Below are 22,334 nucleotides of genomic sequence, written 5' to 3' on the forward strand. Positions count from 1 at the left end.
CCTTCACACAATCGGTCAGCCGGATGGCGGCTGGTTGGCACCATTCGATCACGTTCGAGCAGTTTCGACCATGACAAGTGCGGAGACGACATGACCCAAGAGCCATTTGTGAGCACTGAGATCGCTACTCAGCCGGACCTCTGGCGACAGGTCTCGGAGGGTTTCGCGCAGTACGGCGGTGCACTTCCGAAGGCCGGCCAGCGGGTCGCGGCCGTCGGCTGCGGCACCTCCTGGTTCATGGCGATGGCGTACGCCGCGCTCCGTGAGGACCTCGGCCAGGGCGAGACCGACGCCTTCGCCGGCTCGGAGTTCCCGGCGGACCGGACGTACGACGCGATCGTGGTGATCAGCCGCTCCGGCACCACTACCGAGGTACTGGACCTGATCCGCGACACCGACCTGCCGACGGTGGCGATCACCGCGACGCCGGGCACGCCGATCTTCGACCTGGCCGACCAGACGATCCTGCTCGAGTTCGCCGACGAGCAGTCCGTCGTGCAGACCCGGTTCGCGACCACGACGCTGGCGCTGCTCCGCGCGTCACTCGGCGAGGACCTGTCGAAGGCCGCCGCGGACGCTCAGACCGCGCTGACCGTCGACGTCGACGAGCTCGCCAAGCTCGAGCAGGTGACGTACGTCGGCACCCGCTGGACCGTCGGCCTCGCTCACGAGGCCGCGCTGAAGCAGCGGGAGGCCGCGTCGGCGTGGACCGAGGCGTACCCGGCGATGGACTACCGGCACGGCCCGATCGCGATCGCGCAGCCCGGGCGTGGCGTCTGGATCTTCGGCGACGCCCCGGCCGGCCTGATCGACGACGTCAAGGCCACCGGCGCGACGATCGTCCAGCACGCCGACCTGGACCCGATGGCGTCGCTGGTCGTCGCGCAGCGGGTCGCCGTCGCGAAGTCGCTCGCCCTCGGCCTGAACCCGGACCAGCCGCGCAGCCTCTCCCGCTCGGTCATCCTCGACGATCAGCAGTAGATCCGCCCGAACAGCGAGAACAGCGTCGTCGCCGGATCGGTGCCCGGCACCGGGTTGTACGACAGCGTGGTGCGGATCGTCGTACCGTGCAGCGAGTACGTCGTGTACCCGAGGAGCTCGCCGCTGTGGCCCTCGACCGCCGTACCGCACGGCAGGTGGAAGCGCTGCAGGCCGAGGCCGTAGTCGAAGAGCGGGGTTGCGGAGACGTAGCCCCGCATCTGGCCGAGTGCCGCCGGGCTGAGCAGCCGGCCGCCGAGCAGCGCATCGAAGAACCTGTTCAGGTCGTAGGTCGTGGAGATCATCTCGCCGGCGGCGCCGTCGAGGGACGGGTTCATCAGCGTCGCGTCGACGAGCCGACCGTCGGCCTCGGCGTACCCCTGGGCGTGCGGCTGGGGGAGACCGGGCCGGTCGCCGGGGACGCTCGTCCGGGTCAGGTGCAGCGGTTCGAGGAGGCGGCTGCGGATCTCCGCGCCGTACGGGTGGCCGGTCAGCTTCTCGATCAGCAGGCCGGCGATGACGTAGTTGGTGTTGGAGTAATGCCAGCCGGCGCCGGGCGCGAAGTACGGCGGATGCTGGAAGGCGACGGCGAGGAGTTGCTCCGGTTCGTAGTGCCGAAAGCGGTCGGCGCCACGCCGGCGATTCGTCGAGTACCCGGCGTCGTGGGCGTAGTCGTAGATGCCGCTGGTGTGGTTGAGCAACTGGCGGACGGTGATCCGCCCGCCGTCCGGGACCAGCCCGGGCAGGTAGCGGTCGATCGGCTTGTCGAGCTGGACACGGCCCTCGTCGACCAGTTGCAGTACGACGGTGGCGACGAACGTCTTGGTGACGCTGCCGATCCGGAAGTACCCGGACGGTACGGCGGCGCCGGCTGCGGCGCGGGTCCCGTCGACGACGAGCAGCGCGGCGGACGCCGTCCCGTCGGTGACCAGGTGGCGGAGTTCGGCGGCCGGGAAATTGGGGCCGGAGGCAATCATCAGGGTGGTGAGAGTGGCGGCGAGAGCGTTCATGCCGAGAGGCCAGGGCGGCGCTGACCCTTGCCGGTATGGGGCTTTCCGCCGGATCGGCCGGGGGACGGCCCCACCCTCGACAGCCCGCCGAGGCCCGCGGCGACGACCAGGCCGACGCCCACGATGACCAGCGCGAAACGGGTTCCTGTGACCGGGACGAGGAGGCCCGCAGCGGCCTGGCCGAGAGCCGACGAACCGACGCGGAGACTGGCGGCGGTGGTGCTCACCCGGCCCTGGAGCTCCAGCGGGCTGTACTGCTGGCGGGCCGCGAACATCGCCGGCAGCGTCGGACCTTCGGCGAGTCCGGCGACGACGGCGAGTGCGACCAGCAGTGCGAACGAGTGCGCGAGCGGCCAGGTCGTGAGGATGAGTCCGTACGCCGCGACCGAGAGCATCACGACGTACTCCGGCCGCAGTTTCAGGCGGCTGAGCAGCAGGGCCGTGGTGACGCTGCCGATCTCGACGGCCGTCCACAGGTAGCCCGCGGCGGCTCGCGGCCGGCCGAGGGACGGCATGTGCAACGGCAGCGCGATCAGCAGGATGCCGGTGCAGCCCATCAGCAGCGTGGTCGTCACGGTCGAGGCGCGCAGCGGCGGCGTCCGGACGAGGTGCCGGAGGCCGCCGACCACCGACGCGAGGAACGGTTCGCCGGAGGCGCCGACCGGTGGGAGAGCCGGCAGCCGGGTGATCGCGACGATGCTGAGGACGGCGGCGCCGACGATCACCACGACGGCCGCGTCGACCGAGACGGCGGCGGCGAGCGTGGCCGCGGTGGCCGGGCCGGCGATCGCGGCGGTACTGAAGCTGACCGACTCGAAGGCGTTCGCCCGGGCCAGGCGCTGCGGGCGGAACAGGCTCGGCAGCATGCTGGTGAAGCCGCCGCTGACCATCGGCAGCGTCGCGCCGCCGACCGCGGCGAGTGCGGGCGCCATCCAGTTGGCCTGCTGTCCGACGACCAGCAGCAGGACGAGCATGACGACCGCGAGCGTCGCCTGGTTGACCGCCAGCGCGCTGCGGCGGTGCGACGTACGGTCCAGCCAGGCACCGAGCAGGGGACCGGTGACGATCGCGGGGAGCGCGTACGCGGCGCCGGTGAGGCCGGCGAGCGCCGGGCTGTCGGTACGGTCCAGGACCAGCAGGACGAGCGTGAACGCGACCATTTCGTCGGCGAACCGGGCCAGCGTCGCCGCGAGGTAGTAGCTGGGCACGCCGGCCTCCAAGTAACGCAATAAGTGCTGTTACGCGTTACGCTAACAAAGGCGTTACGGGAGGAGTCCAGTGGAAATTCAGTCCCCGGACCGGCTGATCCGGCTGGCCGTCGACCTGGTCAACCTGCGGGAGTTGCCAGGTCCGGCCGAGCTGCACGCGTTCCTGCTCGCCCACGGTGAGCCCGAGCCGGTCGCGGTCGACGCGGCCGATGTCGCCGGCGTCCTCACGGTCCGTGAGGCGTTACGGCCAGTGTTCGAGGGCGACCCGGCACAGGGCGCGCGGGTGCTGAACGAGTTGCTCGAGCGGTACGCCGTACGCCCGTACCTCTCGGATCACGACGGGACGCCGTGGCACGTGCACGTGGCGAAGCCGGAGGCGTCCTGGGCGGACTGGCTGGCGGCGACCACCGCGCTCGGGCTGGCGACGTTCGCGGCTGGCCACGGCTTTGAGGCGCTGGGGGTCTGCTCGGCGGCCGGGTGCGCCCGCGTCTTCGCGAACACGGCCCTCAATCGGCCCCGGCGGTTCTGTTCGCCGCGGTGTGCGACGCGTACCCGAGTCGCTACGCACCGCGCTCGCCACGCCTGAATCGGCGTCGAGCCCAAATCGTTGCGAAACCAGTTTCGCCTGAGGTCTGGTATTTGCGAAAGCGCTTGCGCTACCGTGCGGAACGGTCGACCTGTCGACCGACATCCCCGCAGAGGAGTTCTGATGAACAGGTTTGCAATCCGTTGTGCTGCAGGGCTTTCCGTGCCGTTCCTGCTCGTGGCCTGCTCGAGTGCGCCGTCCTCAGGCGGTGATTCCGGTACCGGTTCAAGCCCTGGTGGACAGGTCACGATCACGGTCGGTGACCGGCCGCCGAGTTCCGATCCGGAGAACCGCAAGCAGTTCGACCAGAAGGTGGCCGACTTCGAGAAGGCCAACCCGGACATCAAGTTGAAGCCGGTGGAGACCATCTGGGACGCGACCACGTTCCAGGCGCAGGCGGCCGGCGGGCAGCTCCCCGACGTCCTGAACGTGCCGTTCACCGAGCCGCAGGGCATGATCGCCCGCAAGCAGGTCGCCGACCTGACCAAGGTGCTCAAGGACGACGGCCTGCTGGACCAGCTGAACCCGAACGTGCTGAAGATCGCCCAGGACCAGTCCGGCAACGTGTTCGCGGTGCCGACCGCGGCCTACTCGGTCGGCCTGGTCTACAACCGGGACCTGTTCACGAAGGCCGGGCTGGACCCGAACAAGCCGCCGGCCACCTGGGACGAGGTCCGCGCGGACGCCAAGCAGATCGCGCAGAAGACCGGCCAGGCCGGCTACGCGCAGATGACCACGAAGAACACCGGCGGCTGGATGTTCACCACCCAGACCTACGCGTTCGGCGGGTCGATCGAGAACGAGGACGGCAGCAAGGCGACGTTCGCCGACGCTCCGTCGAAGGCCGCGCTGCAGGCACTGCACGACATGAAGTGGGTGGACAAGTCGATGGGCCAGGCGGTCCTGTACGACATCGACGGCATCTCCAAGGCGTTCGCGGCCGGCAAGATCGGGATGTACATGTCGGCGCCGGACGCGTACCACACGCTGGTCGACATCAACGGCCTGAAGGCGTCGTCGCTCGGCGTCGGCCCGATGCCGCAGCAGGACGGCGATCACGGCACCCTGTCCGGCGGCAGCGTGCAGATTGTCAGCCCGAGCGCGACCGACGCCGAGAAGGCGGCCGCGATCAAGTGGATCCGGTTCAGCTACCTGAACAAGTACGTCGACGAGACCGCCGCGGTCACCAACGCCAAGAACGGCGTGGCGGCCAAGCTCCCGGTCGGCGTACCGGGGCTGCCGGTGGTGGCGGCCGACCAGTACGCGAAGTACCAGTCCTGGATCAAGCCGTACGTCAACGTCCCGCTGGGCAACTTCGCGCCGTACACGAAGGTGGCGGCCGACCAGAAGATCATCCCTGAGCCGCCGGTGAAGGCTCAGGAGGTCTACGCCGCGCTCGACCCGGTCGTGCAGACCGTACTGGGCAACGAGAAGGCGGACATCGCCGGGCTGCTCGCCAAGGCCGCGGCCACCGTGGACGCGAAGCTCGGGCGCTGAGTTGCTCCGCCGACTGCGCAACGGAGTGCCGGCAGTGCTGTTCGCACTGCCGGTGCTCCTGGTCTTCCTGGTGTTCTCGTGGGGCCCGATCCTCAAGGGCCTCGTGATGAGCCTGCAGCAGACCAACCTGGTCGATCCGGTGAAGTGGGTCGGGCTGGAGAACTTCAAGTACGTGCTGACCGACCCTGGTGTCGGTCAGGCCTCCTTGAACACGCTCTGGTTCACCTTGCTGGCCTTGCTGTTCGGCTTCCCGGTGCCGGTGCTGCTGGCGATGTTCCTGTCCGAGCTGCGCGGCAAGTCGTGGCTTTACACCACGCTGGCCTATCTGCCGGTCATCACGCCGCCTGTGGTCGCAATCCTGCTCTGGCGGTTCTTCTACGACCCGTCGCCCACTGGCATGTTCAACAGCATCCTGGGCTTCTTCGGGCTCGGGCCGTACCCGTGGCTGGACAGCCCGTCGTCGGCAATGCCGTCGATCGTGCTGGAAGCGACCTGGGCCGGTGCGGGCAACGCCGTGATCATCTACCTGGCCGCACTGACGTCCGTACGCGCTGACCTGTACGAGGCGGCCGAGCTGGACGGTGCCGGAGTCGTACGACGCGTGTGGCACGTCATGCTGCCGCATCTGCGCGGCGTGCTGCTGTTGATGCTTCTGCTCCAGGTGATCGGGACGATGCAGCTGTTCACCGAGCCACTGCTGTTCACGGGTGGCGGACCACAGGGGTCGACGATGACGATTCTGTTGCTCATCTACAACTACGCCTTCGTCAACGGGGACTACGGCGCAGCCACTGCGTTGAGCGTCCTGCTGGCGCTGGCACTCGCCGTACTGTCGGCTGTCTTCCAGTTGGCGACCCGCGGCTGGAGTACCGAGTGAGCGGGGAGCGCGGCGCGCTGTCGGACACGGACCGGAAGCTCTCGCACATCCGGGTGCCGTTCGTCATCGGACAGGTCGTCGTGCTGCTCGGGCTGCTCGTTGCCGGGCTTGGGCCGATGCTGTGGTTGCTCAAGGCAGCTGTCTCGCCGACGCAGGACAGCATCCGCTCACCGCTCGGCTGGTTCCCGTCCGGTCGCGTGGAGTGGCAGAACCTCGCTACCGCGTGGCAACAGGGCCACATCGGCTACTACCTCACCAACACCGCCTACATCGCAGCAGGTACGGCGGTTGTGTCGCTGATCGTCTGTACGACGGCCGGCTACGTGCTGAGCGTGCTACGACCGCGTTGGGGCTTCCTGTTGTCCGCGGCGATCCTGGCAACGCTGTTCGTCCCGCACATCGTTTCGCTTGTCCCGCTGTACCTGACCGTGCTGAAGCTTCCTTTGGTGCACACCAACCTCACCAACACGTTCTGGGCCGTCTGGCTGCCACCCGCGGCCAGCGCGTTCAACGTACTGATCGTGAAGCGGTTCTTCGACGGCATCCCCCGGGAGTACTTCGAAGCGGCCCGGATCGACGGTGCCGGTCCGCTCCGGGTGTTCACGTCGATCGTGCTCCCGCTGTCGCGGCCGATCCTCGGTGTGGTCGTGCTGCTCAGCATCATCTCCTCGTGGAAGGACTACCTGTGGCCCCTGCTGGTGCTGACGAATCCGGATCTGCAGCCGGTCTCGGTGGCGTTGCCCAAGATCGCCAAGGTGACGGAGCTCAACATCCAGTTGGCGGGGCTGTTCCTGGCGCTGCTGATCCCGGTGCTGCTGTTCCTGGTCTTCCAGCGGGCGTTCCTGCGCGGAGTCGGTCTGTCGGGCGGAATCAAGGCGTGAAACGAGTCCTGGTCACCGGCGCGGACGGCTCGATCGGCCGCGCCGCCGTCATCGGCCTGCAAGCGGCCGGGTACGACGTCACCGGCCTGTCGCTGCGCTACGACCACACGAGTACGGCGGACCGCCGGCTGGTCGGCGATGCCCGCTCGGCGACGGACGTGGCGGCTGCACTCGACGGTGCCGACGCAGTACTGCACCTGGCCGCCATTCCGCACCCCAGCCTCGGTACGCCGGAGGAGGTGTTCGAGAACAACGTGGCCGCGACGTTCAACGTGCTCGCGCAGGCAGGGCAGCTGCAGGTACGCCGGGCCGTGATCGCGAGCAGCATCAACGCGTTCGGCGTACCGATGAACGTGAACGACGTGACGCCGGCGTACTACCCGCTGGACGAGGACGTGGAGGCTGACATCGCCGATGCGTACTCGTTGTCCAAAAGCGTCGACGAGCAGAGTGCCCGGATGGCCTGGCGGCGTTGGGGTACCGACGTGATCGCCTTGCGGTTCCCGTTGGTCAAGACCCACGAGGAGCTGCTCAAGTTCGCGGCCCTGGCCGAGCGGGACCCGTCCATCATGGCGCGGGAGGGCTGGGCGTACCTGGACCTGCGGGACGGCGTACAGGCGATCATCGCCGCGCTGGAGTCACCTGTAGGCGGCGCACACGTCGTAGGGCTCGCGGCTGACGACATCCTGATCGACAGGCCGACGGACGAGTTGCTGCGCGAGTACGCGCCGAGCGTGCCGTTGCGCAGGCCTGTCCAGGGGCGTGACTCGCTCGTCGACACCAGCCGGGCGCGGGAGCTGCTGGGATTCGCCCCGCAGCACTCGATCCACGATCAGGCGGTGTCCGCGACGACCACGTGAGGCTCGACATACTCGACGCCGGGCTCGAGGTCGCCCTCGAGGAGCCGGTTCGCCACCCGGCGGCCGATCTCCTCCAGGCCGACGTCGATCGTGGTCAGGTGCCGGGTGCCGCGCTGGTCGTGCATCAGGCTCTCCCAGTTGTCCACGCCGATCAGCGCGAGGTCGTCGGGCACCTGCCGGCCGGTGGCCCGGACGGCCCGCTCGACACCACGGCCGATCGCGTCGCTGCCGCAGAAGATCGCGTCCAGGTCGGGCACGTCGGACAGCAGTTCGGTCGCGGCCTGCTCGCCCCACTCCTCCCGCCAGCGCCCGAACCGGACCGGCGCCGCCCACTCCAGCCCGGCGTCGGCGAGCACCTGCTCGGCGCCTTCGGCCCGGCGGCGCGCGGCCATGTCGTGCGGCTCGGCGGTGAGGTGCGCGATCCGGCGCCGGCCATTGGCCAGCAGATGGCTGACCGCGAGCCGCCCGATGGCGAAGTCGTCGGCGGTGATCGTGGTGTCCTCGGGATCCTCGGGGAGCGTGAACGCGTTGATCACCGGCACGTCGAAGCGGCGCGTGAACGACGGCGTACGGAACGACGTACTGGTGCCGATCACGATCACGCCGTCGATCCGGCGGGCCCGCAGCTGCAGGATGCTCTCGGTGACGTCGTGCTGCTCCTCCATGCGCGCGTCGTACAGCAGGATGGCCTGCTCCTTGGCGCCGAGCTCGGTCGCGACGGTCGCCAGCACCACGCGGGTGAACGGGTTCGACGCGCGGTGCGTGAGCACGCCGATGGTCTGGCTGCGGCCGCGGGCGAACGAGCGGGCCAGCGCGTTGTGCCGGAAGCCGAGCCGGTCCGCGGTCACCCGGACGTGCTCCCGGGTGGCGTCGGAGATCCGGTCGGTGCCGTTCAGCGCCTTGGACGCCGTGGACAGCGAGACTCCGGCCGCGGCGGCCACATCGGACAGCGTGATCACCTGGTCGGCCATCTGCCCATCGTAGTCAGCAACGAGCCGTTGACACGGGGCGCGCCGGGTATCAAGGTGTGATTTGGCGAAAGCGCTTTCGCATCCCCTGGTCCCTTTGAACGTTACGGAGAATTCCATGACCCGACGCCGGCACGGCGCAGTCAGTCTTCTCACGGCCGGCCTCTTGCTGGCCGCCGTACTTCAGTCACCCGCCCGCGCCGCGACCAACGCTGCGCCGGCACTCACCATCACGCCGACCACGGTCGGCAACACCTTCACCGTCGGTCAGCAGGTGAAGCTGGGCTTCAGCACCGACGCGGCTACCGTCAACTGGACGGTGCGGGACGCCGACGGCACCGAGGTCGCCAAGGGCTCCGCCGCGGCCTCGACGCTGAACGGCCAGCTACCCCTGTCGATCAGTACGCCCGGTTGGTACCAGACCGACCTCAGGGCAGTCGCCGCGGACGGTACGACGACGTTGGGCGGCACGGACTTCGCCGTACTGACGCCGCATGACTTCTCCACGTCCACGGACACCCGGATCGGTACGGCGACCGCGTTGGGCTTCGGGGGCATCGCCAACCCGGGCCTGGACTCCGTACCGCTGCTGGCGAACGGCGGGATCTCGACCGCGCGCGACGAGGCGTTCTGGTCGGCCGCGGAGACCACCAAGGGCGTCATCCAGTTCCCGCAGAGCGTCAAGAACTACAAGGCCGCGCTGGACGCGAACCACGTCGACTTCCTGAACATCCTGGACTACGGCAACTCGCTGTACTACCCGGACGAGGCGCCGTCGACCGACGAGCAGCGGGACGCGTTCGCGCGGTACGCCGTCGCGGCCGTCGACGAGTTCGGGACCGAGCACACGACGTACGAGCTGTGGAACGAGTGGAACCTGCGCGACCCCAATGGTGCCGCGAAGGCCAGCCCGGAGAACTACGTCGCGCTGCTGAAGACCGTGAGCGCCGCCGTCCGGGCGAAACACCCGGACGTGAAGCTGACAGGCCCGTCGCTGGCGGTCATCAACGACTGGCAGGGCTGGTTCACCAAGTTCGCGGACCTCGGCGGGCTGGACTACGTGGATGCGGTGACGATCCACCCGTATGTGCAGCCGTTGGACCCTGAGGCGTCGGTGGCGTACGTGAACACCATCCGCAGCATCATGGCGGCGCACGGCTCCAGCAAGCCGATCTACATCACCGAACAGGGCTGGGCGACCGGTACGAACCCCAGCGCGGTGTCGGAGCCGGCCCAGGCGCGTGACCTGATCCGGGGTCAGCTGCTGTCCTACGGCAACGGTGTAGCGCGGTACAGCTCGTACAACTTCATGGACACGGGCAACGACCCGGCCAACGTCGAGCACCGGTTCGGCATGGTGCGCAACCGGCTCGACGCCCGCGGTGCATTGGTACCGAAGCCGTCGTACGTCGCGACCGCCGTCCTCGCACGCCAGATCGACGAGCTGCCGCTGACCGGACAGACCCGGTTCGGCACCAACGGGTACGACGTGGCGTTCAACGCCGGTGGTGGGCAGAGCGTGCACGCCGTGTGGTCGACGACGCCTGGGCTGGTGAACCTGGCGGCGCCGGCCGGCTCACACGTACAGATCACCAGCCTGTACGGCGAAACGAGCACGTTGACGGCCGACGCCGGCGGACACGTCTGGGTGAGCGCCGGGCCCGACCCGTTCTATGCACGGGGTGCGATCACTGGCGTGGCGCCGTCCAACCGGTTCGCGTTGTCGGTGGGGCCGGAGATCGCCGGTGACGCGGCGACGGGCACGCTGACGTTCAGCAACCCGGATGCTGCTGCGCACTCGTTCACCGTTGCCGCTGGTGGTGCTGAGACGAGTGGCTCGGCGGCTGCTGGGGCTACTGCTACTGCAGCGGTGTCCTACCCGGGGCAGGACTCGACAGGTGCTCGCGTTTACCGCGCAACGGTCAGCGTTGACGGGCAGGCTGTTGGGCTGGTGTCTACGACTGGTGTAGCTACGCCTCCGTTGTCTGTGACTGGCTCCCATGTGGTGAACGGCAGTGGGAAGGACCTGCTGCGGTTCCGCGTGACTAATGCCTCTTCGCATGCGATTCCGGTCGCGGGGCTGGACTGGAAGTCCGGTACGGCGTCCGGGACGTTGCTGGCCGGCTGCACCATCGCTCCGAATGCCACGCAGGAGGTCGACGTGGCGATCAACCCGGCAGCCGCTTCCAGTTGGTCCGCGACGCTGCGGCGTGCGGGGGAGGAGTCCATCGCGGCTTCGGGGACGCTTGCGGCTGTTACCTCGCCTACCGTCGCCAACCGGTACACCGTGAAGCTCGACGGGGTGATCGACCCCGCAGTGGCTGCACAGTCGGCTATCGCGCTGGAAGGAACCGGTACGCCGCCCGTGACCGGCTGGGCCGGTCCTAGCGACCTGTCCGGGAAGCTCTGGCTCACGCACGACGACAAGAACCTGTACCTGTCGGCCAAGATCACCGACGACGTGTTCTCGCAGCCGAACCGTGGCGGCAACATCTGGGGCGGCGACGGGATCCAGCTCGGGATGACGGCCGGTGCGCCCGGTGAGGCCACCGCGGCGCAGGAGATCGGTGTCGCGTTGACCGACGCCGGCCCGGTGGACACCTGGCGCTGGACACCGACCAGCCAGACCGGTGTGCCCGCGGGCGTCCAGGCCAAGGTCGTACGGGACGAGGCCGCGCACACGACGACGTACGAGATCGCGGTGCCGTGGAGCACGCTCGGGTTTGCGGCCAAGGACCGGCTGCTGTCGGCGACGGTCGTCGTCAACGAGAACGACGGCACCGGCCGCCGTGGCTGGATGAGCTGGGGCAAGGGGGTCGCCGAGACCAAGAACCCGGCCCTGTTCAACGCCATCCGGCTCGACCCGGCCGCCGTCCGGTAGCCGCCCACTGACTCGGCGTAGGTGCCCTGGAACCGCTGCCCGAGGGGCACCTGCGCCGAGCTCTGCCCGCGCGCCTAGGATCGGACCTGGGAGACGGGAGGAGTGCGAGTTGAGTCACACCGTGCTGGCCGAGCTGGTGGCCAACGTGCTGAAGGTCACCGTGAAGGCTGGTGATTCGGTGCGACCCGATGACACCCTGGTCATCCTGGAGTCCATGAAGATGGAGATCCCGGTGCTGGCCGAGGTGGCCGGCACCGTCACCGAACTGAAGGTCGCCGAGGGCGAAGTGGTCCGCGACGGCGATCCGATAGCCGTGATCGACGAGAAGTGATTCAACCGAAATGCCCTCCAATGCGTCTCTACAGGTGAAGCTGACGGCCGGGAACTTCCGGTCGCGGCACCGCGTTGAGCCGTCGTACGAACAAACCAGGGTCCGACCCGGGTTTTCCCGACGTGCGCAGAGGACGGTGACCGCGGCACCATGGCCTTCACGCTCATTGCCGAGAGGACCCAGGGAGGCGTTGCGGTGAAACCGTTCGACACCTCGACGGTCGCCGCGCCGCAATCGACGCCGGACGTGCTGCCGTCGTGGGACGAGATCGTCCGCACGCACTCGGCCCGCGTCTACCGGCTCGCGTACCGGCTGACCGGCAACAAGCACGACGCCGAGGACCTGACCCAGGAGGTCTTCGTCCGGGTCTTCCGCTCGCTGTCGTCGTACACGCCGGGCACCTTCGAGGGCTGGCTGTACCGGATCACCACGAACCTGTTCCTCGACGGCGCCCGCCGCAAGCAGCGGATCCGCTTCGACGGCCTGCCCGAGGACGCGCACGACCGGCTGCCGGCCAAGGGTGAGGGCCCGGCCGAGAAGCTGGACTCGGACCTGTTCGACCACGACGTCCAGGACGCGCTCGACGCGCTCCCCGAGGACTTCCGGGCCGCGGTCGTGCTCTGCGACATCGAGGGCATGACGTACGACGAGATCGCCGACGTGCTGGACGTGAAGCTCGGCACCGTCCGGAGCCGGATCCACCGCGGCCGGTCGATGCTGCGCAAGCATCTCGAGCACCGGGCCCCGCGGACCGGCCAGACCCGGGTCGGCGGCCCGCCCACCGACGGGTTGTTCGACGGGGGTGACCTCGGATGACGCACCCGCTGGACAAGCTCAGCGCCGTGGTCGACGGCGAGCTCGACCACGACTCCCGGGACAAGGTCCTCAGCCACCTCGTCGGCTGCGACAGCTGCCGCGCCGAGGTGGACGCGCAGCGCCGGCTGAAGGCGCGGATGGCCGCGCTGGACACCCCGGACGCGCCCACCGACCTGATGCAGCGCCTGATGGGCGTCTCCTCGTTCTCGACCGAGCCGCGCGAGGAGGTCCGCCCCGTGCTCACGCCCGCGGTCGGCCTGTTCCCGCAGCGGTCCGCGTTCCCGGCCGGGCGGTCGGGTGGCACCCGGCCGGGGACCACCCGGTCGCGCTCCCGCCGCCGGACCGGCGTGCTCGGTGCGGCCGGCTCCGCCGCGGCCGTGGCCTCGTTGCTCGGTACGGCGTTCGTCGTCGGCGACCCGTCCCGCTCGGAGCAGCCCCCGGCGCTGCAGCCGCCGGTGGCGAGCTTCTCGTCCGACCACGCGACCACGTCCGGCGGCGCTCCGTTCGCGGACCCGGTCGCACTCATGAGCACGTACAGCTCGACGGGGTACGCCGGGCTCGGCTCGACGCTCCGGCCGGTGGCCCTGTCAGGACGCTGACCCGTGAGCCTCTCCCGGCTCGCCATCCTGGTCAGCACTGCCCTGATCGGATTCGGCCTGCCTACGTCCGCAGCCGCCGTACCCCAGGTCTCCAAGGCCGACTCACCCACGGCGGTCAGCTGGCTGCGCAGAGCAGCCGCCGCGCCGAACCACGTCTCGTACCACGGCACCCAGATCATCACCGCGTGGGGACCGCAGGGCGCGAGCTCGGCGATGTTCGACATCCTGCACGCGGCGTCGCAGGGTTCCGAGATCAGTGTGCTCGGGTCGTCCGCGCCCGGCGCGAAGGCGTTCGTGCAGCGGGCGACGACCACGGACGCCGCCATCGACGGTGGACCGCTGGCGTTGCTGCAGTCGACGTACCAGCTGGTCGACAAGTGCTGCACCGACCTGATCGGGCGCGCGGCGGTGCTGGTGGAGGCGCTGCGGGACGACCAGACGCTGGCGGCGCGGTTCTGGATCGACAAGGCGACCGGGTTGTTGCTGCAGCGGCAGCTGTTCGGCGCGGACGGCAAGACGATGGTGCGGGCGACCGTGTTCACGGAGCTGCACATCGAAAGCTCGGAGTTCCTCGGGCATCTGCCGCCGTTGCTGCCCAGCGGCGTCGAGGCGGTCGGGATGGGGAAGGTCAACGATCTGCGGTCCGAGGGGTGGGTGTGCGCGCCGGATCTGCCGGCGTCTTTGAAGCTGTACGACGTACATCAGGACACCTCGAACGGGTCGCTGCAGTTCTCGTACTCGGACGGGCTGTTCAACGTGTCGCTGTTCGAGCAGCGCGGGGCCCTGGATCCGGCCGCTGTGGAGGGGTACAGCAGGACGGACAGCCCCGGGGTGTACCTGCGGTACGGGATGCCGTCGTACGTCGTCTGGTCGTCGGGTGGGATCGTGTACACGCTGATCGGAGATCTGCCGCCGGACCAGCTCGGGAAGGTGGTGAGGTCGTTCCCGCACGACCTCCCGGAGAACCTGACCGCGATCCAGCGGGTGGGCACCGGGCTGGCCAAAATCGCGACCTGGCTCACTCCGATGGGTGCACTGTCCCCGAAGCTGGGATAATCAGATCTGGAAGCACCTCCGGTTACCGCCGGGGCCCAGGCTTCCGACCGACGACCACGACGAAGACGTGAGGCGGGGACCGTCAATGAGCGACGACGCCGAGCCGACAGTTCCAAACCCGGCCACTGCGGAACCAACCACACCCCTGCCGCTGCCCCCTGCCTCCGCAGCCCCCCTCACCAACACCCCGACGCCTCAATCAAGCACCCCCGCCGCTCCCGGAGCTGGGGCGCCGTTGTCGGCTTTGACGCCGCCGGCGCCGGGTGCCGGGGCTACGCCGTTCCAGGCGCCTGGCACGGATGCTGCTTACCGGCAGACGAACGGTGGGCGTTCGACCACTCAGCGGAGCTTCGGGCGGCCTGAGCCGCAGCAGGGGAGCTTCCGGCCGCTGTACCAGGGGCAGGCCTGGCCGACCGAGCAGCCGCCGTACCGGCCTGCTTACCTTCCGCCGCCGCCCTCCGACTGGCACCAGCAGCAGGCGCGCTCGTACAACTCCGAGCCCCCGAAGGTGAACCGCGTCGTCACGATCGCCGCCCTGGTCGCCCTGGTCATCGGCGTCCTGGCCGGCGCCGGCGCCGCGACCGCCGTGGTCGCGCTCGACGGCAACAACCCGACAGTCACGCCCCAGCCCGACCCGCCGGTCGGCACCGGCGCGGACCCGCGGATCCGGACCGGCTCGGTCTCCGCGGTCGCCGCGGCCCTGCTGCCGAGCGTGGTCCAGCTGAAGGTGCAGGGTTCGGACAACTCCAGCGCCACCGGTTCCGGCTTCGTGATCGACAACCTCGGGCACATCCTGACCAACAACCACGTGGTCGAAGGCGCCGCCAAGGGCGGTTCGATCCAGGTCGTCACCAACGACAACAAGACCGCGACCGCCCGGCTGGTCGGTCGCTCGCCGGCGTACGACCTCGCCGTCGTCCAGGTCACCGGGATCACCGCCCCGTCGGTGCAGTTCGGCCGCTCCGAGTCGGCGATCGTCGGCCAGGACGTGGTCGCGATCGGCTCCCCGCTCGGCCTCGCCGGGACTGTCACCTCCGGCATCATCTCGGCGAAGAACCGCCCGGTGACGACCGGTGACGACCCCTCGCAGGCGTCGTCGTACATCAGCGCGCTGCAGACCGACGCGGCGATCAACCCGGGCAACTCGGGCGGTCCGCTGGTCGACATGAACGCGCGGGTGATCGGCATCAACTCCGCGATCGCGACCGTCCCGGGCGCGGGCGAGGGGCAGAGCGGCAGCATCGGGCTCGGGTTCGCGATCCCGATCGACCAGGCGCGGCGGACCGCGCAGCAGATCATCGCGACCGGTCAGGCGTCCTACCCGGTGATCGGGGCGAGCGTCGACATGACGTTCGAGGGCGGCGGCCGGGTCAGCGCGGTGACGCCGCGCTCGCCGGCGGCGAAGGCCGGTTTGCGGGTCGGCGACGTGATCACCGCGATCAACAACCAGACCGTGGACAGCGCCGAGGTACTGATCGTCGCGATCCGCACGCATCAGCCCGGGGAGGCGGTCCGACTCGCGTTCGAGCGCGCCGGACGGTCCAGCACGGTTACGCTCACTCTCGGCCAGCAGATCGGCTGAGAGGGCGTTTGAGAACCCTGCGCCTACTGCGGGGCACTCGGCACGGCACCTCGCCGCACGGGTGCAAAGGGAACGATGCTCCGCATCGACCCCTTCGCCCCCCGCGCGCCGAGCTACCGCACCGAGCACCTCCTCGCGACGACGCAGGATTCTCAAACGCCCTCTGAGGCGCCACAGCCGGTCTGGGGATAGGCTGGTCCGGGAACGTACGGAGAGGTGAGGACATGTTCGGCATCGGACCGCTGGAACTGGTCGTGATCGCGATCGTCGCCGTACTCGTCTTCGGGCCGGATCGGCTGCCGGAGTTCGCCCGGACGGCGGGCCGCCTGCTGCGCCAGGTCCGGCAGATGGTGAACAACGCCCAGACCGACCTGCGCAACGAGCTCGGCCCGGAGTACGCCGACCTTGAGCTCCAGGACCTGAACCCGAAGAACTTCGTCCGCAAACACCTGCTCGACCCGATCGAGGACGAGATCAAGGGCGTCAGCGAGATGAGCAGCGACAACACCCAGCAACGCCTCCCGGCCGGCGCCAAGCCCCCGTTCGACCCCGAGTCGACCTGATTACTTCCGCCGGAACAGCAGCGCGGTAGCGACTGCGCCGGCGACCGCGGGCAGTAGGGCGAGCAGGCCCCAGAGCGGTGGGTACGGGTGGACGCCGTACTCCGACGCGGCGAGCAGCGTGATGCCCAGCGACGCGGTCAGCAGGACGACGAGAACGCCGACGCCGCCTGCGATCAGGCGATGCGTGCGGGCCAGGCCCGCGACGAGCAACCAGAGCAGGGCGTCGACGACGGCAACGCCGTACAGCATGCCGTAGAGCGTGCCCGCGGAGACGTGTTTGCCGTACGCCGCGTACCCGGACGACGCGTGCTCGAACAGGCTGCGGCCGCCGGTCTGGTCGACGATCGCGATTGCCGCGATCAGGACCGAGAGCCCGACGGCGATCAGTGCTGTGCGCTTTTCTGAAAGTGACTGTCTCATGCAAGTGACTGTACGAACGACAGTGCCGCATGGTCAAGAGTTTTAGAGAGTCACTTGCTGAAGCGCGGAACTGTCTCTAAGGTCGGGACATGGCTACCGGTCTGCGGGAACGCTGGCGTGTGAAGGCGCGGCGGACGATCCAGGAGCGCGCGCTCGACCTGTTCGACGAGCGCGGGTTCGGCGCGGTGACGATCGAGGAGATCGCCGCCGCGGCCGAGGTGTCGCCGTCGTCGGTGTACCGGTACTTCGGCACCAAGGAAGGGCTGATCGTCGCCGACGAGTTCGACACGATGAGCGACGAGGCCCTGCGCGAGCTGTTCGACCCGGCGGACCCGGTCGGGACGATGACGCGGATCGTCCGCGACTACGAGGCCGCGCCCGACGGCGACGAGCCGATCCCGTGGCGGCGGATCAGGTACTTCTTCAAGGAGCCGTCGGTCCGGTCCGCGTTCTGCGCGTCACTGGACCGCGCGAGTCAGCGGATCGCGCCGCTGATGACCGGCGGGCACCTGAGCGACACACAGGCGCGGGTGGCCGCGAACGCGCTGGTCTTCGGGTACTTCTCGGCGCTCGAGCAGTGGTATCTGGACGACGGCGTCCGGCCGGTCGCGGAGTACGTCGCGGAAGGGCTCGACGTACTCCGGCCGATCTGGTCAGCGACCGGCGGGGGAGAGGCCTAGCTGGCGGCCGAGCAGCCCGCGCGGCTTGCCGCCGAGGGTCGTGGCGATCTTGTCGAGCATCTGGGCGGCCGGGGTCTCCGGGTCCGCCAGCGCGAGCGGCTGACCGAGGTCGCCGCCGGAGCGCAGCCGCTCGTCGAGCGGGATCTCGCCGAGCAGCGGGATCTGGTACCCGAGCCGCGCGGACAGCGTCTCCGCGACCCGGGTGCCGCCGCCGGAGCCGAAGATCTCGATCCGGTGCTCGGGACCGCAGTGCGGGCAGGGCAGGTACGACATGTTCTCGACCACGCCGGCGACCCGCTGGTGCACCATCTGCGCCATCGTCCCGGCCCGCTCGGCCACCTCGGCGGCGGCCTCCTGCGGGGTGGTCACGACGATCACCTCGGCGCTGGTCAGCCGCTGGCCGACCGAGATCGCGATGTCGCCGGTGCCCGGCGGGAGGTCCAGCAGCAGTACGTCGAGGTCGCCCCAGTACACGTCCGCGAGCATCTGGACGAGCGCGCGGTCCAGGATCGGGCCGCGCCAGGCGACGACCTGGTCGCGCTTCGGCTTCAGCATGCCGATCGAGATCACCTTCACGCCGTGCGCGGGCACCGGCATGATCATGTCGTCCACGGCAGTCGGGCGCTCGTCCGCGACGCCGAACATGGCCGGCACCGAGTGGCCGTAGATGTCCGCGTCGAGTACGCCGACCGACAGGCCCTGGCGCGCCATCGCGACCGCGAGGTTCACGGTGACCGACGACTTGCCGACGCCGCCCTTGCCGGACGCGATCGCGAACACCTTGGTCAGCGAGTCCGGCCGGGAGAACGGGATCTCCTTCTCGGCCACGCCGCCGCGCAGCTGGGTCTGCAGCGCGGCCCGCTGCTCGGTGGACATCACGCCGAGGTCGATCTCCACGCCGGTCACACCGTCGAGCTTGCTTACCGCGGCCGTCACGTCGCGGCGCAGCGTGTCCTTCATCGGACAGCCGGCGACGGTCAGCAGGACGCGGACGGCGACCACGCCGTCGTCCCGGACGACGACGGACTCGACCATCCCCAGGTCCGTGATCGGCTTCTTGATCTCGGGATCGAGCACTCCACCGAGCGCCGCGGTCACCTGCTCAGCAGTGGCAGCCATGCCCCAAGGCTACGTGGTACTCACGCACCACCCGACCACGGTCCGTGTGACGCTCACTTCACAGGCCGGGGGCGCCGTAAATGGGGAACCAGCGGGACAGGTCCTGTTCGAAGTTCAGGTCGGCGCCTACTACCGACTTGATCTGGAGTTCCTTGGCGTTGTCGCGGCGGTCGGTGCCGACCGGGACGAACGGGTACCAGGAGCCGCGTTTGTACAGGTAAACCAGGCCCAGGGGCTCGGTGCCGTTGGTGAACGCGACCAGGGTGCACAGGAGGGCGCTGCCGAAGCCTGCGTCGACCAGGGACGTGTTGACGGCGTGCAGGTCGGTGACGAGCGTTTCCAGGTCGTCCGGCGCGGTCTGCCGGACCAGCCACGTGAAGCCGTACGAGTCCGTCGTACTGGTGAACTTGCCGTTGTCGAGCGCGAGAAGCTTGTCGACCTCGTCCCGCAGCGCGGTGAACCCACCACCCTCGGCCGCCTTGAAACACACCGACCCGTTGCCGGTCGGACGGTAGTCGGCCGCGGTCTCCAGAGTGATCGCGGCCGACGGAAGCGAGAACAACTGATCGAGATTCGGCGGAACAGCTTTGCTCCTACCGAGCAGGATGTCGAAAAGGCCCATAGGTCTAAGCTTGCTCGCCCAGCTCGCGGGAGAGGGTACCGAGGCGCTCGAGGCGTGTCTCCAGTGACGGGTGCGTGGAGAAGAGTGCGGACACGCTCTTGCCGCCGGAGATCGCCGGGGCGAAGAAGAACGCGTTGAACGCCTGCGCCTGGCGCAGGTCCTTCGACGGTATCCGGGCGATGTCGCCGCTGATCTTGGTCAGCGCCGACGCCAGTGTGGACGGTCTGCCGGTGAGCATCGCCCCGGCCCGGTCGGCGGCGAGTTCGCGGTACCGCGACAGTGCCCGGGTGAGCAGGAACGAGATCGCGTACACCGCGATCGACACCGCGATCACGGTCAGCATCACGAGCGCCGCGTTCTGGTCACGGTTGCCACGGCCGAGGCCGCCGTACAGCCCGAAGCGGGTGATCAGGCCGGCCAGCACGCCGAGGAACGACGCGATCGTCATCACCGCGACATCGCGGTGCGCGACGTGCGAGAGCTCGTGCGACAGCACGCCCTCCAGCTCGTCCTGGTCGAGCCGGCGCATGATGCCGGTGGTGACGCAGACCACTGCGTTGTTCGGGTTCCGGCCGGTGGCGAACGCGTTCGGCAGGTCGACGTCGGCGATCGCGACCCGCGGCTTCGGCATGTCGGCCAGCGCGCACAGCCGGTCGATCGTGCCGTGCAGCTCCGGCGCCTCCTCCGGCGTGACGATCCGCCCGTGCATCGCGTACAGCGCGATCCGGTCGGAGAACCAGTACTGCGCGAACAGCATCCCGCCCGCGATGACCACCGCGAGCACGGCGCTCCGGGTCAGCGCGATCAGCAGCGCCACGAAAGCGACGTACAGCAGTCCGAGCAGGAAGCTCGTGATCACCATCCGGCTGGACAGCCCGCGGTCGGGCGCGAATCGAGTCTTCATCCCACGTCCTTCTTCCTCACCTGATGCGAGGGTAGCTCGCGGTCAAACCCGATCGTCCTCGCGCTGGTCCAGATCGGCCAGCAGTGACCGCAGTTCGGACCGCAGGAAGTCCCGGGTGGCAACCTCGCCGACCGCCATCCGCAGCGACGCCATCTCCCGGGCCAGGAACTCCATGTCGGCCCGGGTGCGGGCGTCGACGTCGCGGTCCTGGTCGTACTGCACCCGGTCGCGGGCCTCCTGCCGGTTCTGCGCGAGCAGGATCAGCGGGGCGGCGTACGACGCCTGCAGGCTGAGCGCCAGCGTCAGGAAGATGAACGGGTACTGGTCGAAGCGCAGGCTCTGCGGCGCGAAGATGTTCCAGCCGATCCACACCAGGATCGTCACGGTCATGTAGACCAGGAACTGCCCGGTGCCGAGGAATCGCGCGATCCGCTCGGACAGCCGGCCGAACGCGTCCGCGTCGTACGTCGGCCGGGGCACGAACGTCCGCCGCCAGTCCCGCGGCACGTCGAGCCGGGTACTCCCGCGGAGCGTCCTGTGGTCGTCACGTGCCATCGTGGCCCACCTCCTGCGGCGTGTCCGGGTGATCGCGCTCCCGCCAGTCGTCCGGGAGCAGATGGTCGAGTACGTCGTCGACGGTCACGGCACCGAGCAGCCGGCCCTCCTCGTCGAGCACGGGTGCGGCGACCAGGTTGTAGGTCGCGAGGTACTTGCTGACGGTCTGCAGGCCGTCGTCGGGCCGCAGCCCGTCCAGGTCGGTGTCGAGTGCCGCGGACACCAGCTCGGACGGGGGCTCCCGGAGCAGCCGCTGGATGTGGCCGATGCCGATGAACCGTCCGGTCGGTGTCTCGAGCGGCGGCCGGCAGACGTAGATCATCGCGGCCAGGGCCGGGCTGAGGTCCGCGTTGCGTACGTGGGCGAGTGCATCGGCCACGGTGGCATCCACGGGCAGGATGACCGGCTCCGACGTCATCAGACCGCCGGCCGTGTGTTCCTCGTACGTGAGCAGCCGCCGGACGTCCTCTGCTTCGTCGGGCTCCATCAGCGTCAGCAGCCGCTCCGCGGTCTCCGTAGGCAGCTCGGCGATCAGGTCGGCCGCGTCGTCGGGCGACATCTCTTCCAGGACGTCCGCGGCGCGTTCGGTGTCCATACCGTCGAGGATCTCGACCTGGATGTCCTCGGGCAGCTCCTCGAGTACGTCGGCCAGCCGCTCGTCGTCCAGCGCAGCCGCGATCTCCTTGCGGCGTTTGGCGGACAGGTCATGCAGTACGCCGGCCAGGTCGGCCGGACGCATCGACTCGAAGGCCGCGAGGATGTGGGTGGCGCCCTGGCCTTCCTCCACCTGCGTGAACCCGCTGACGTCGCTCCAGTCGAGCACGTGCGTCTGGCCGCGTCGGCGGAAGCGTTTGGAGCCCTCCCGGACTGCCACCTTGGTCAGCAGCCAATCTCTGGTCCTCCACTGCTCCATTGCCATGTCGAACACGACTGCGGTGGCGCCGGTGTCGGCAATGGTGACCGTCCGGTCCAGAAGCTCGCCCAGGACGAGTACTTCGGTCGCACGCTGCTCGAAGCGGCGCATGTTCAGCAGGCCGGTGGTGATGACGTGCCCGACGTCCACGGAGGTCACCCGGGTCATCGGGAGGAAGATGCGGCGCCGGGTGAACACCTCGACGACCAGGCCGAGGACCCGGGGCGGCTGGTCGCCCTGGCGCATCATGGCGACCACGTCCCGGACTTTTCCGACCTGGTCGCCGTTCGGGTCGTACACCGGCAGTCCTGCCAGCCGGGCGACGTACACCCGCGACGGTGATCCAGTCATGCCGGAAGGCTAACCCGCCGAGCCGGAGTCTCGGCTGAGGACGCTTCGTAGACTTTTGCCCCTCGGGCGACGACGAA

The 22,334-nt window shown here is 69.2% G+C and carries 23 protein-coding genes; 14 read left to right on the forward strand and 9 right to left on the reverse strand.

All coding sequences use genetic code 11. From position 1 onward, the window contains the following. Nucleotides 1-108: 108 nt before the first annotated feature. Nucleotides 109-981, forward strand: coding sequence for an SIS domain-containing protein (locus ACXJJ3_RS31635; protein ID WP_458165511.1), 873 nt, complete (start codon nt 109-111; stop codon nt 979-981). Here the strand turns inward: ACXJJ3_RS31635 and ACXJJ3_RS31640 are convergent. Next, nucleotides 972-1,988: a serine hydrolase domain-containing protein gene (locus ACXJJ3_RS31640; protein ID WP_458165512.1), complete on the reverse strand. Its 1,017-nt coding sequence runs from the start codon at nt 1,986-1,988 to the stop codon at nt 972-974. The two genes, ACXJJ3_RS31635 and ACXJJ3_RS31640, sit on opposite strands and share 10 nt — an antisense overlap. Next, entirely contained in the window at nt 1,985-3,196 is a 1,212-nt protein-coding gene (locus ACXJJ3_RS31645; protein WP_458165513.1) for an MFS transporter, read from the reverse strand. Before ACXJJ3_RS31645 ends, ACXJJ3_RS31640 begins: the two co-directional genes overlap by 4 nt. Before the next feature lie 70 nt (nt 3,197-3,266). Between ACXJJ3_RS31645 and ACXJJ3_RS31650 the strand changes: the two genes are divergently transcribed. The 5 genes from ACXJJ3_RS31650 to ACXJJ3_RS31670 all read left to right on the forward strand — a co-directional run bounded on the left by ACXJJ3_RS31650 (nt 3,267) and on the right by ACXJJ3_RS31670 (nt 7,897). Then, the gene (locus ACXJJ3_RS31650) at nt 3,267-3,782 is read left to right on the forward strand and encodes a CGNR zinc finger domain-containing protein (RefSeq protein ID WP_458165514.1); all 516 of its coding nucleotides are present in this window, start codon (nt 3,267-3,269) and stop codon (nt 3,780-3,782) included. A gap of 123 nt (nt 3,783-3,905) precedes the next feature. Continuing rightward, nucleotides 3,906-5,279, forward strand: coding sequence for an extracellular solute-binding protein (locus tag ACXJJ3_RS31655; protein ID WP_458165515.1), 1,374 nt, complete (start codon nt 3,906-3,908; stop codon nt 5,277-5,279). A gap of 34 nt (nt 5,280-5,313) precedes the next feature. Then, on the forward strand, nt 5,314-6,156 hold the full coding sequence (locus tag ACXJJ3_RS31660) for a carbohydrate ABC transporter permease (RefSeq protein WP_458165516.1): 843 nt from the start codon (nt 5,314-5,316) through the stop codon (nt 6,154-6,156). Then, nucleotides 6,153-7,037 carry a carbohydrate ABC transporter permease gene (locus ACXJJ3_RS31665; protein WP_458165517.1) on the forward strand — a complete coding sequence of 295 codons (885 nt, stop codon included), beginning with the start codon at nt 6,153-6,155 and terminating at the stop codon, nt 7,035-7,037. The genes ACXJJ3_RS31660 and ACXJJ3_RS31665 overlap by 4 nt, the downstream gene beginning before the upstream one ends. Then, nucleotides 7,034-7,897, forward strand: coding sequence for an NAD-dependent epimerase/dehydratase family protein (locus ACXJJ3_RS31670; protein ID WP_458165518.1), 864 nt, complete (start codon nt 7,034-7,036; stop codon nt 7,895-7,897). The genes ACXJJ3_RS31665 and ACXJJ3_RS31670 overlap by 4 nt, the downstream gene beginning before the upstream one ends. Here the strand turns inward: ACXJJ3_RS31670 and ACXJJ3_RS31675 are convergent. After that, complete coding sequence (locus tag ACXJJ3_RS31675) at nt 7,870-8,868, reverse strand: LacI family DNA-binding transcriptional regulator (protein WP_458165519.1); 999 nt, start codon at nt 8,866-8,868, stop codon at nt 7,870-7,872. The two genes, ACXJJ3_RS31670 and ACXJJ3_RS31675, sit on opposite strands and share 28 nt — an antisense overlap. A 115-nt stretch (nt 8,869-8,983) precedes the next feature. Here ACXJJ3_RS31675 and ACXJJ3_RS31680 point away from each other — a divergent pair, with 115 nt between their 5' ends. The 7 genes from ACXJJ3_RS31680 to ACXJJ3_RS31710 all read left to right on the forward strand — a co-directional run bounded on the left by ACXJJ3_RS31680 (nt 8,984) and on the right by ACXJJ3_RS31710 (nt 16,693). Then, nucleotides 8,984-11,746: a sugar-binding protein gene (locus tag ACXJJ3_RS31680; protein ID WP_458165520.1), complete on the forward strand. Its 2,763-nt coding sequence runs from the start codon at nt 8,984-8,986 to the stop codon at nt 11,744-11,746. Nucleotides 11,747-11,867: 121 nt separating this feature from the next. Then, nucleotides 11,868-12,077, forward strand: a complete 210-nt coding sequence (locus tag ACXJJ3_RS31685) for a biotin/lipoyl-binding carrier protein (protein ID WP_458165521.1) — start codon at nt 11,868-11,870, stop codon at nt 12,075-12,077. A gap of 150 nt (nt 12,078-12,227) precedes the next feature. Then, entirely contained in the window at nt 12,228-12,893 is a 666-nt protein-coding gene (sigE, locus tag ACXJJ3_RS31690; protein ID WP_458165522.1) for an RNA polymerase sigma factor SigE, read from the forward strand. Continuing rightward, on the forward strand, nt 12,890-13,492 hold the full coding sequence (locus ACXJJ3_RS31695; RefSeq protein ID WP_458165523.1) for an anti-sigma factor family protein: 603 nt from the start codon (nt 12,890-12,892) through the stop codon (nt 13,490-13,492). The genes sigE and ACXJJ3_RS31695 overlap by 4 nt, the downstream gene beginning before the upstream one ends. A 3-nt stretch (nt 13,493-13,495) precedes the next feature. Beyond that, entirely contained in the window at nt 13,496-14,548 is a 1,053-nt protein-coding gene (locus tag ACXJJ3_RS31700; RefSeq protein ID WP_458165524.1) for a sigma-E factor regulatory protein RseB domain-containing protein, read from the forward strand. Between the two features lie 235 nt (nt 14,549-14,783). Further along, nucleotides 14,784-16,130, forward strand: a complete 1,347-nt coding sequence (locus ACXJJ3_RS31705; RefSeq protein ID WP_458165525.1) for a trypsin-like peptidase domain-containing protein — start codon at nt 14,784-14,786, stop codon at nt 16,128-16,130. 224 nt (nt 16,131-16,354) lie between these two features. Further along, a complete protein-coding gene (locus tag ACXJJ3_RS31710; RefSeq protein WP_458165526.1) occupies nt 16,355-16,693 on the forward strand; it encodes a sec-independent translocase in 339 nt (112 codons plus the stop codon). Here ACXJJ3_RS31710 and ACXJJ3_RS31715 read toward each other — a convergent pair whose 3' ends face one another. Beyond that, a complete protein-coding gene (locus ACXJJ3_RS31715; RefSeq protein ID WP_458165527.1) occupies nt 16,694-17,113 on the reverse strand; it encodes a hypothetical protein in 420 nt (139 codons plus the stop codon). It abuts the gene before it with no gap. Between the two features lie 89 nt (nt 17,114-17,202). Here ACXJJ3_RS31715 and ACXJJ3_RS31720 point away from each other — a divergent pair, with 89 nt between their 5' ends. Beyond that, nucleotides 17,203-17,793 carry a TetR/AcrR family transcriptional regulator gene (locus tag ACXJJ3_RS31720; RefSeq protein ID WP_458165528.1) on the forward strand — a complete coding sequence of 197 codons (591 nt, stop codon included), beginning with the start codon at nt 17,203-17,205 and terminating at the stop codon, nt 17,791-17,793. Here the strand turns inward: ACXJJ3_RS31720 and ACXJJ3_RS31725 are convergent. From ACXJJ3_RS31725 to ACXJJ3_RS31745, 5 genes are read right to left on the reverse strand one after another with little or no spacing between them, the layout of a single operon-like run. Next, nucleotides 17,767-18,912 carry an Mrp/NBP35 family ATP-binding protein gene (locus ACXJJ3_RS31725; protein WP_458165529.1) on the reverse strand — a complete coding sequence of 382 codons (1,146 nt, stop codon included), beginning with the start codon at nt 18,910-18,912 and terminating at the stop codon, nt 17,767-17,769. The genes ACXJJ3_RS31720 and ACXJJ3_RS31725 overlap by 27 nt on opposite strands. Nucleotides 18,913-18,970: 58 nt before the next feature. Further along, on the reverse strand, nt 18,971-19,534 hold the full coding sequence (gene pspAB / locus ACXJJ3_RS31730) for a PspA-associated protein PspAB (protein ID WP_458165530.1): 564 nt from the start codon (nt 19,532-19,534) through the stop codon (nt 18,971-18,973). Between the two features lie 4 nt (nt 19,535-19,538). Next, nucleotides 19,539-20,438: a zinc metalloprotease HtpX gene (gene htpX, locus ACXJJ3_RS31735; protein ID WP_458165531.1), complete on the reverse strand. Its 900-nt coding sequence runs from the start codon at nt 20,436-20,438 to the stop codon at nt 19,539-19,541. A 42-nt stretch (nt 20,439-20,480) separates the two neighbouring features. Continuing rightward, the gene (locus ACXJJ3_RS31740; RefSeq protein ID WP_458165532.1) at nt 20,481-20,993 is read right to left on the reverse strand and encodes a DUF1003 domain-containing protein; all 513 of its coding nucleotides are present in this window, start codon (nt 20,991-20,993) and stop codon (nt 20,481-20,483) included. Then, entirely contained in the window at nt 20,983-22,257 is a 1,275-nt protein-coding gene (locus ACXJJ3_RS31745) for a magnesium transporter MgtE N-terminal domain-containing protein (protein ID WP_458165533.1), read from the reverse strand. The genes ACXJJ3_RS31740 and ACXJJ3_RS31745 overlap by 11 nt, the downstream gene beginning before the upstream one ends. Nucleotides 22,258-22,334 lie beyond the last annotated feature (77 nt).

Source organism: Kribbella sp. WER1 (assembly GCF_054189145.1).

Excerpts from the sequence above, each read along its gene's own strand:
- ACXJJ3_RS31715 (WP_458165527.1), bottom strand. The coding sequence starts at position 17,113 with ATGAGACAGTCACTTTCAGAAAAGCGCACAGCACTGATCGCCGTCGGG.
- pspAB (WP_458165530.1), bottom strand. The coding sequence starts at position 19,534 with ATGGGCCTTTTCGACATCCTGCTCGGTAGGAGCAAAGCTGTTCCGCCG.
- ACXJJ3_RS31740 (WP_458165532.1), bottom strand. The coding sequence starts at position 20,993 with ATGGCACGTGACGACCACAGGACGCTCCGCGGGAGTACCCGGCTCGAC.
- ACXJJ3_RS31655 (WP_458165515.1), top strand. The coding sequence starts at position 3,906 with ATGAACAGGTTTGCAATCCGTTGTGCTGCAGGGCTTTCCGTGCCGTTC.
- ACXJJ3_RS31675 (WP_458165519.1), bottom strand. The coding sequence starts at position 8,868 with ATGGCCGACCAGGTGATCACGCTGTCCGATGTGGCCGCCGCGGCCGGA.
- ACXJJ3_RS31720 (WP_458165528.1), top strand. The coding sequence starts at position 17,203 with ATGGCTACCGGTCTGCGGGAACGCTGGCGTGTGAAGGCGCGGCGGACG.
- ACXJJ3_RS31680 (WP_458165520.1), top strand. The coding sequence starts at position 8,984 with ATGACCCGACGCCGGCACGGCGCAGTCAGTCTTCTCACGGCCGGCCTC.
- sigE (WP_458165522.1), top strand. The coding sequence starts at position 12,228 with ATGGCCTTCACGCTCATTGCCGAGAGGACCCAGGGAGGCGTTGCGGTG.
- ACXJJ3_RS31695 (WP_458165523.1), top strand. The coding sequence starts at position 12,890 with ATGACGCACCCGCTGGACAAGCTCAGCGCCGTGGTCGACGGCGAGCTC.
- ACXJJ3_RS31745 (WP_458165533.1), bottom strand. The coding sequence starts at position 22,257 with ATGACTGGATCACCGTCGCGGGTGTACGTCGCCCGGCTGGCAGGACTG.
- ACXJJ3_RS31640 (WP_458165512.1), bottom strand. The coding sequence starts at position 1,988 with ATGAACGCTCTCGCCGCCACTCTCACCACCCTGATGATTGCCTCCGGC.
- ACXJJ3_RS31725 (WP_458165529.1), bottom strand. The coding sequence starts at position 18,912 with ATGGCTGCCACTGCTGAGCAGGTGACCGCGGCGCTCGGTGGAGTGCTC.
- htpX (WP_458165531.1), bottom strand. The coding sequence starts at position 20,438 with ATGAAGACTCGATTCGCGCCCGACCGCGGGCTGTCCAGCCGGATGGTG.
- ACXJJ3_RS31710 (WP_458165526.1), top strand. The coding sequence starts at position 16,355 with ATGTTCGGCATCGGACCGCTGGAACTGGTCGTGATCGCGATCGTCGCC.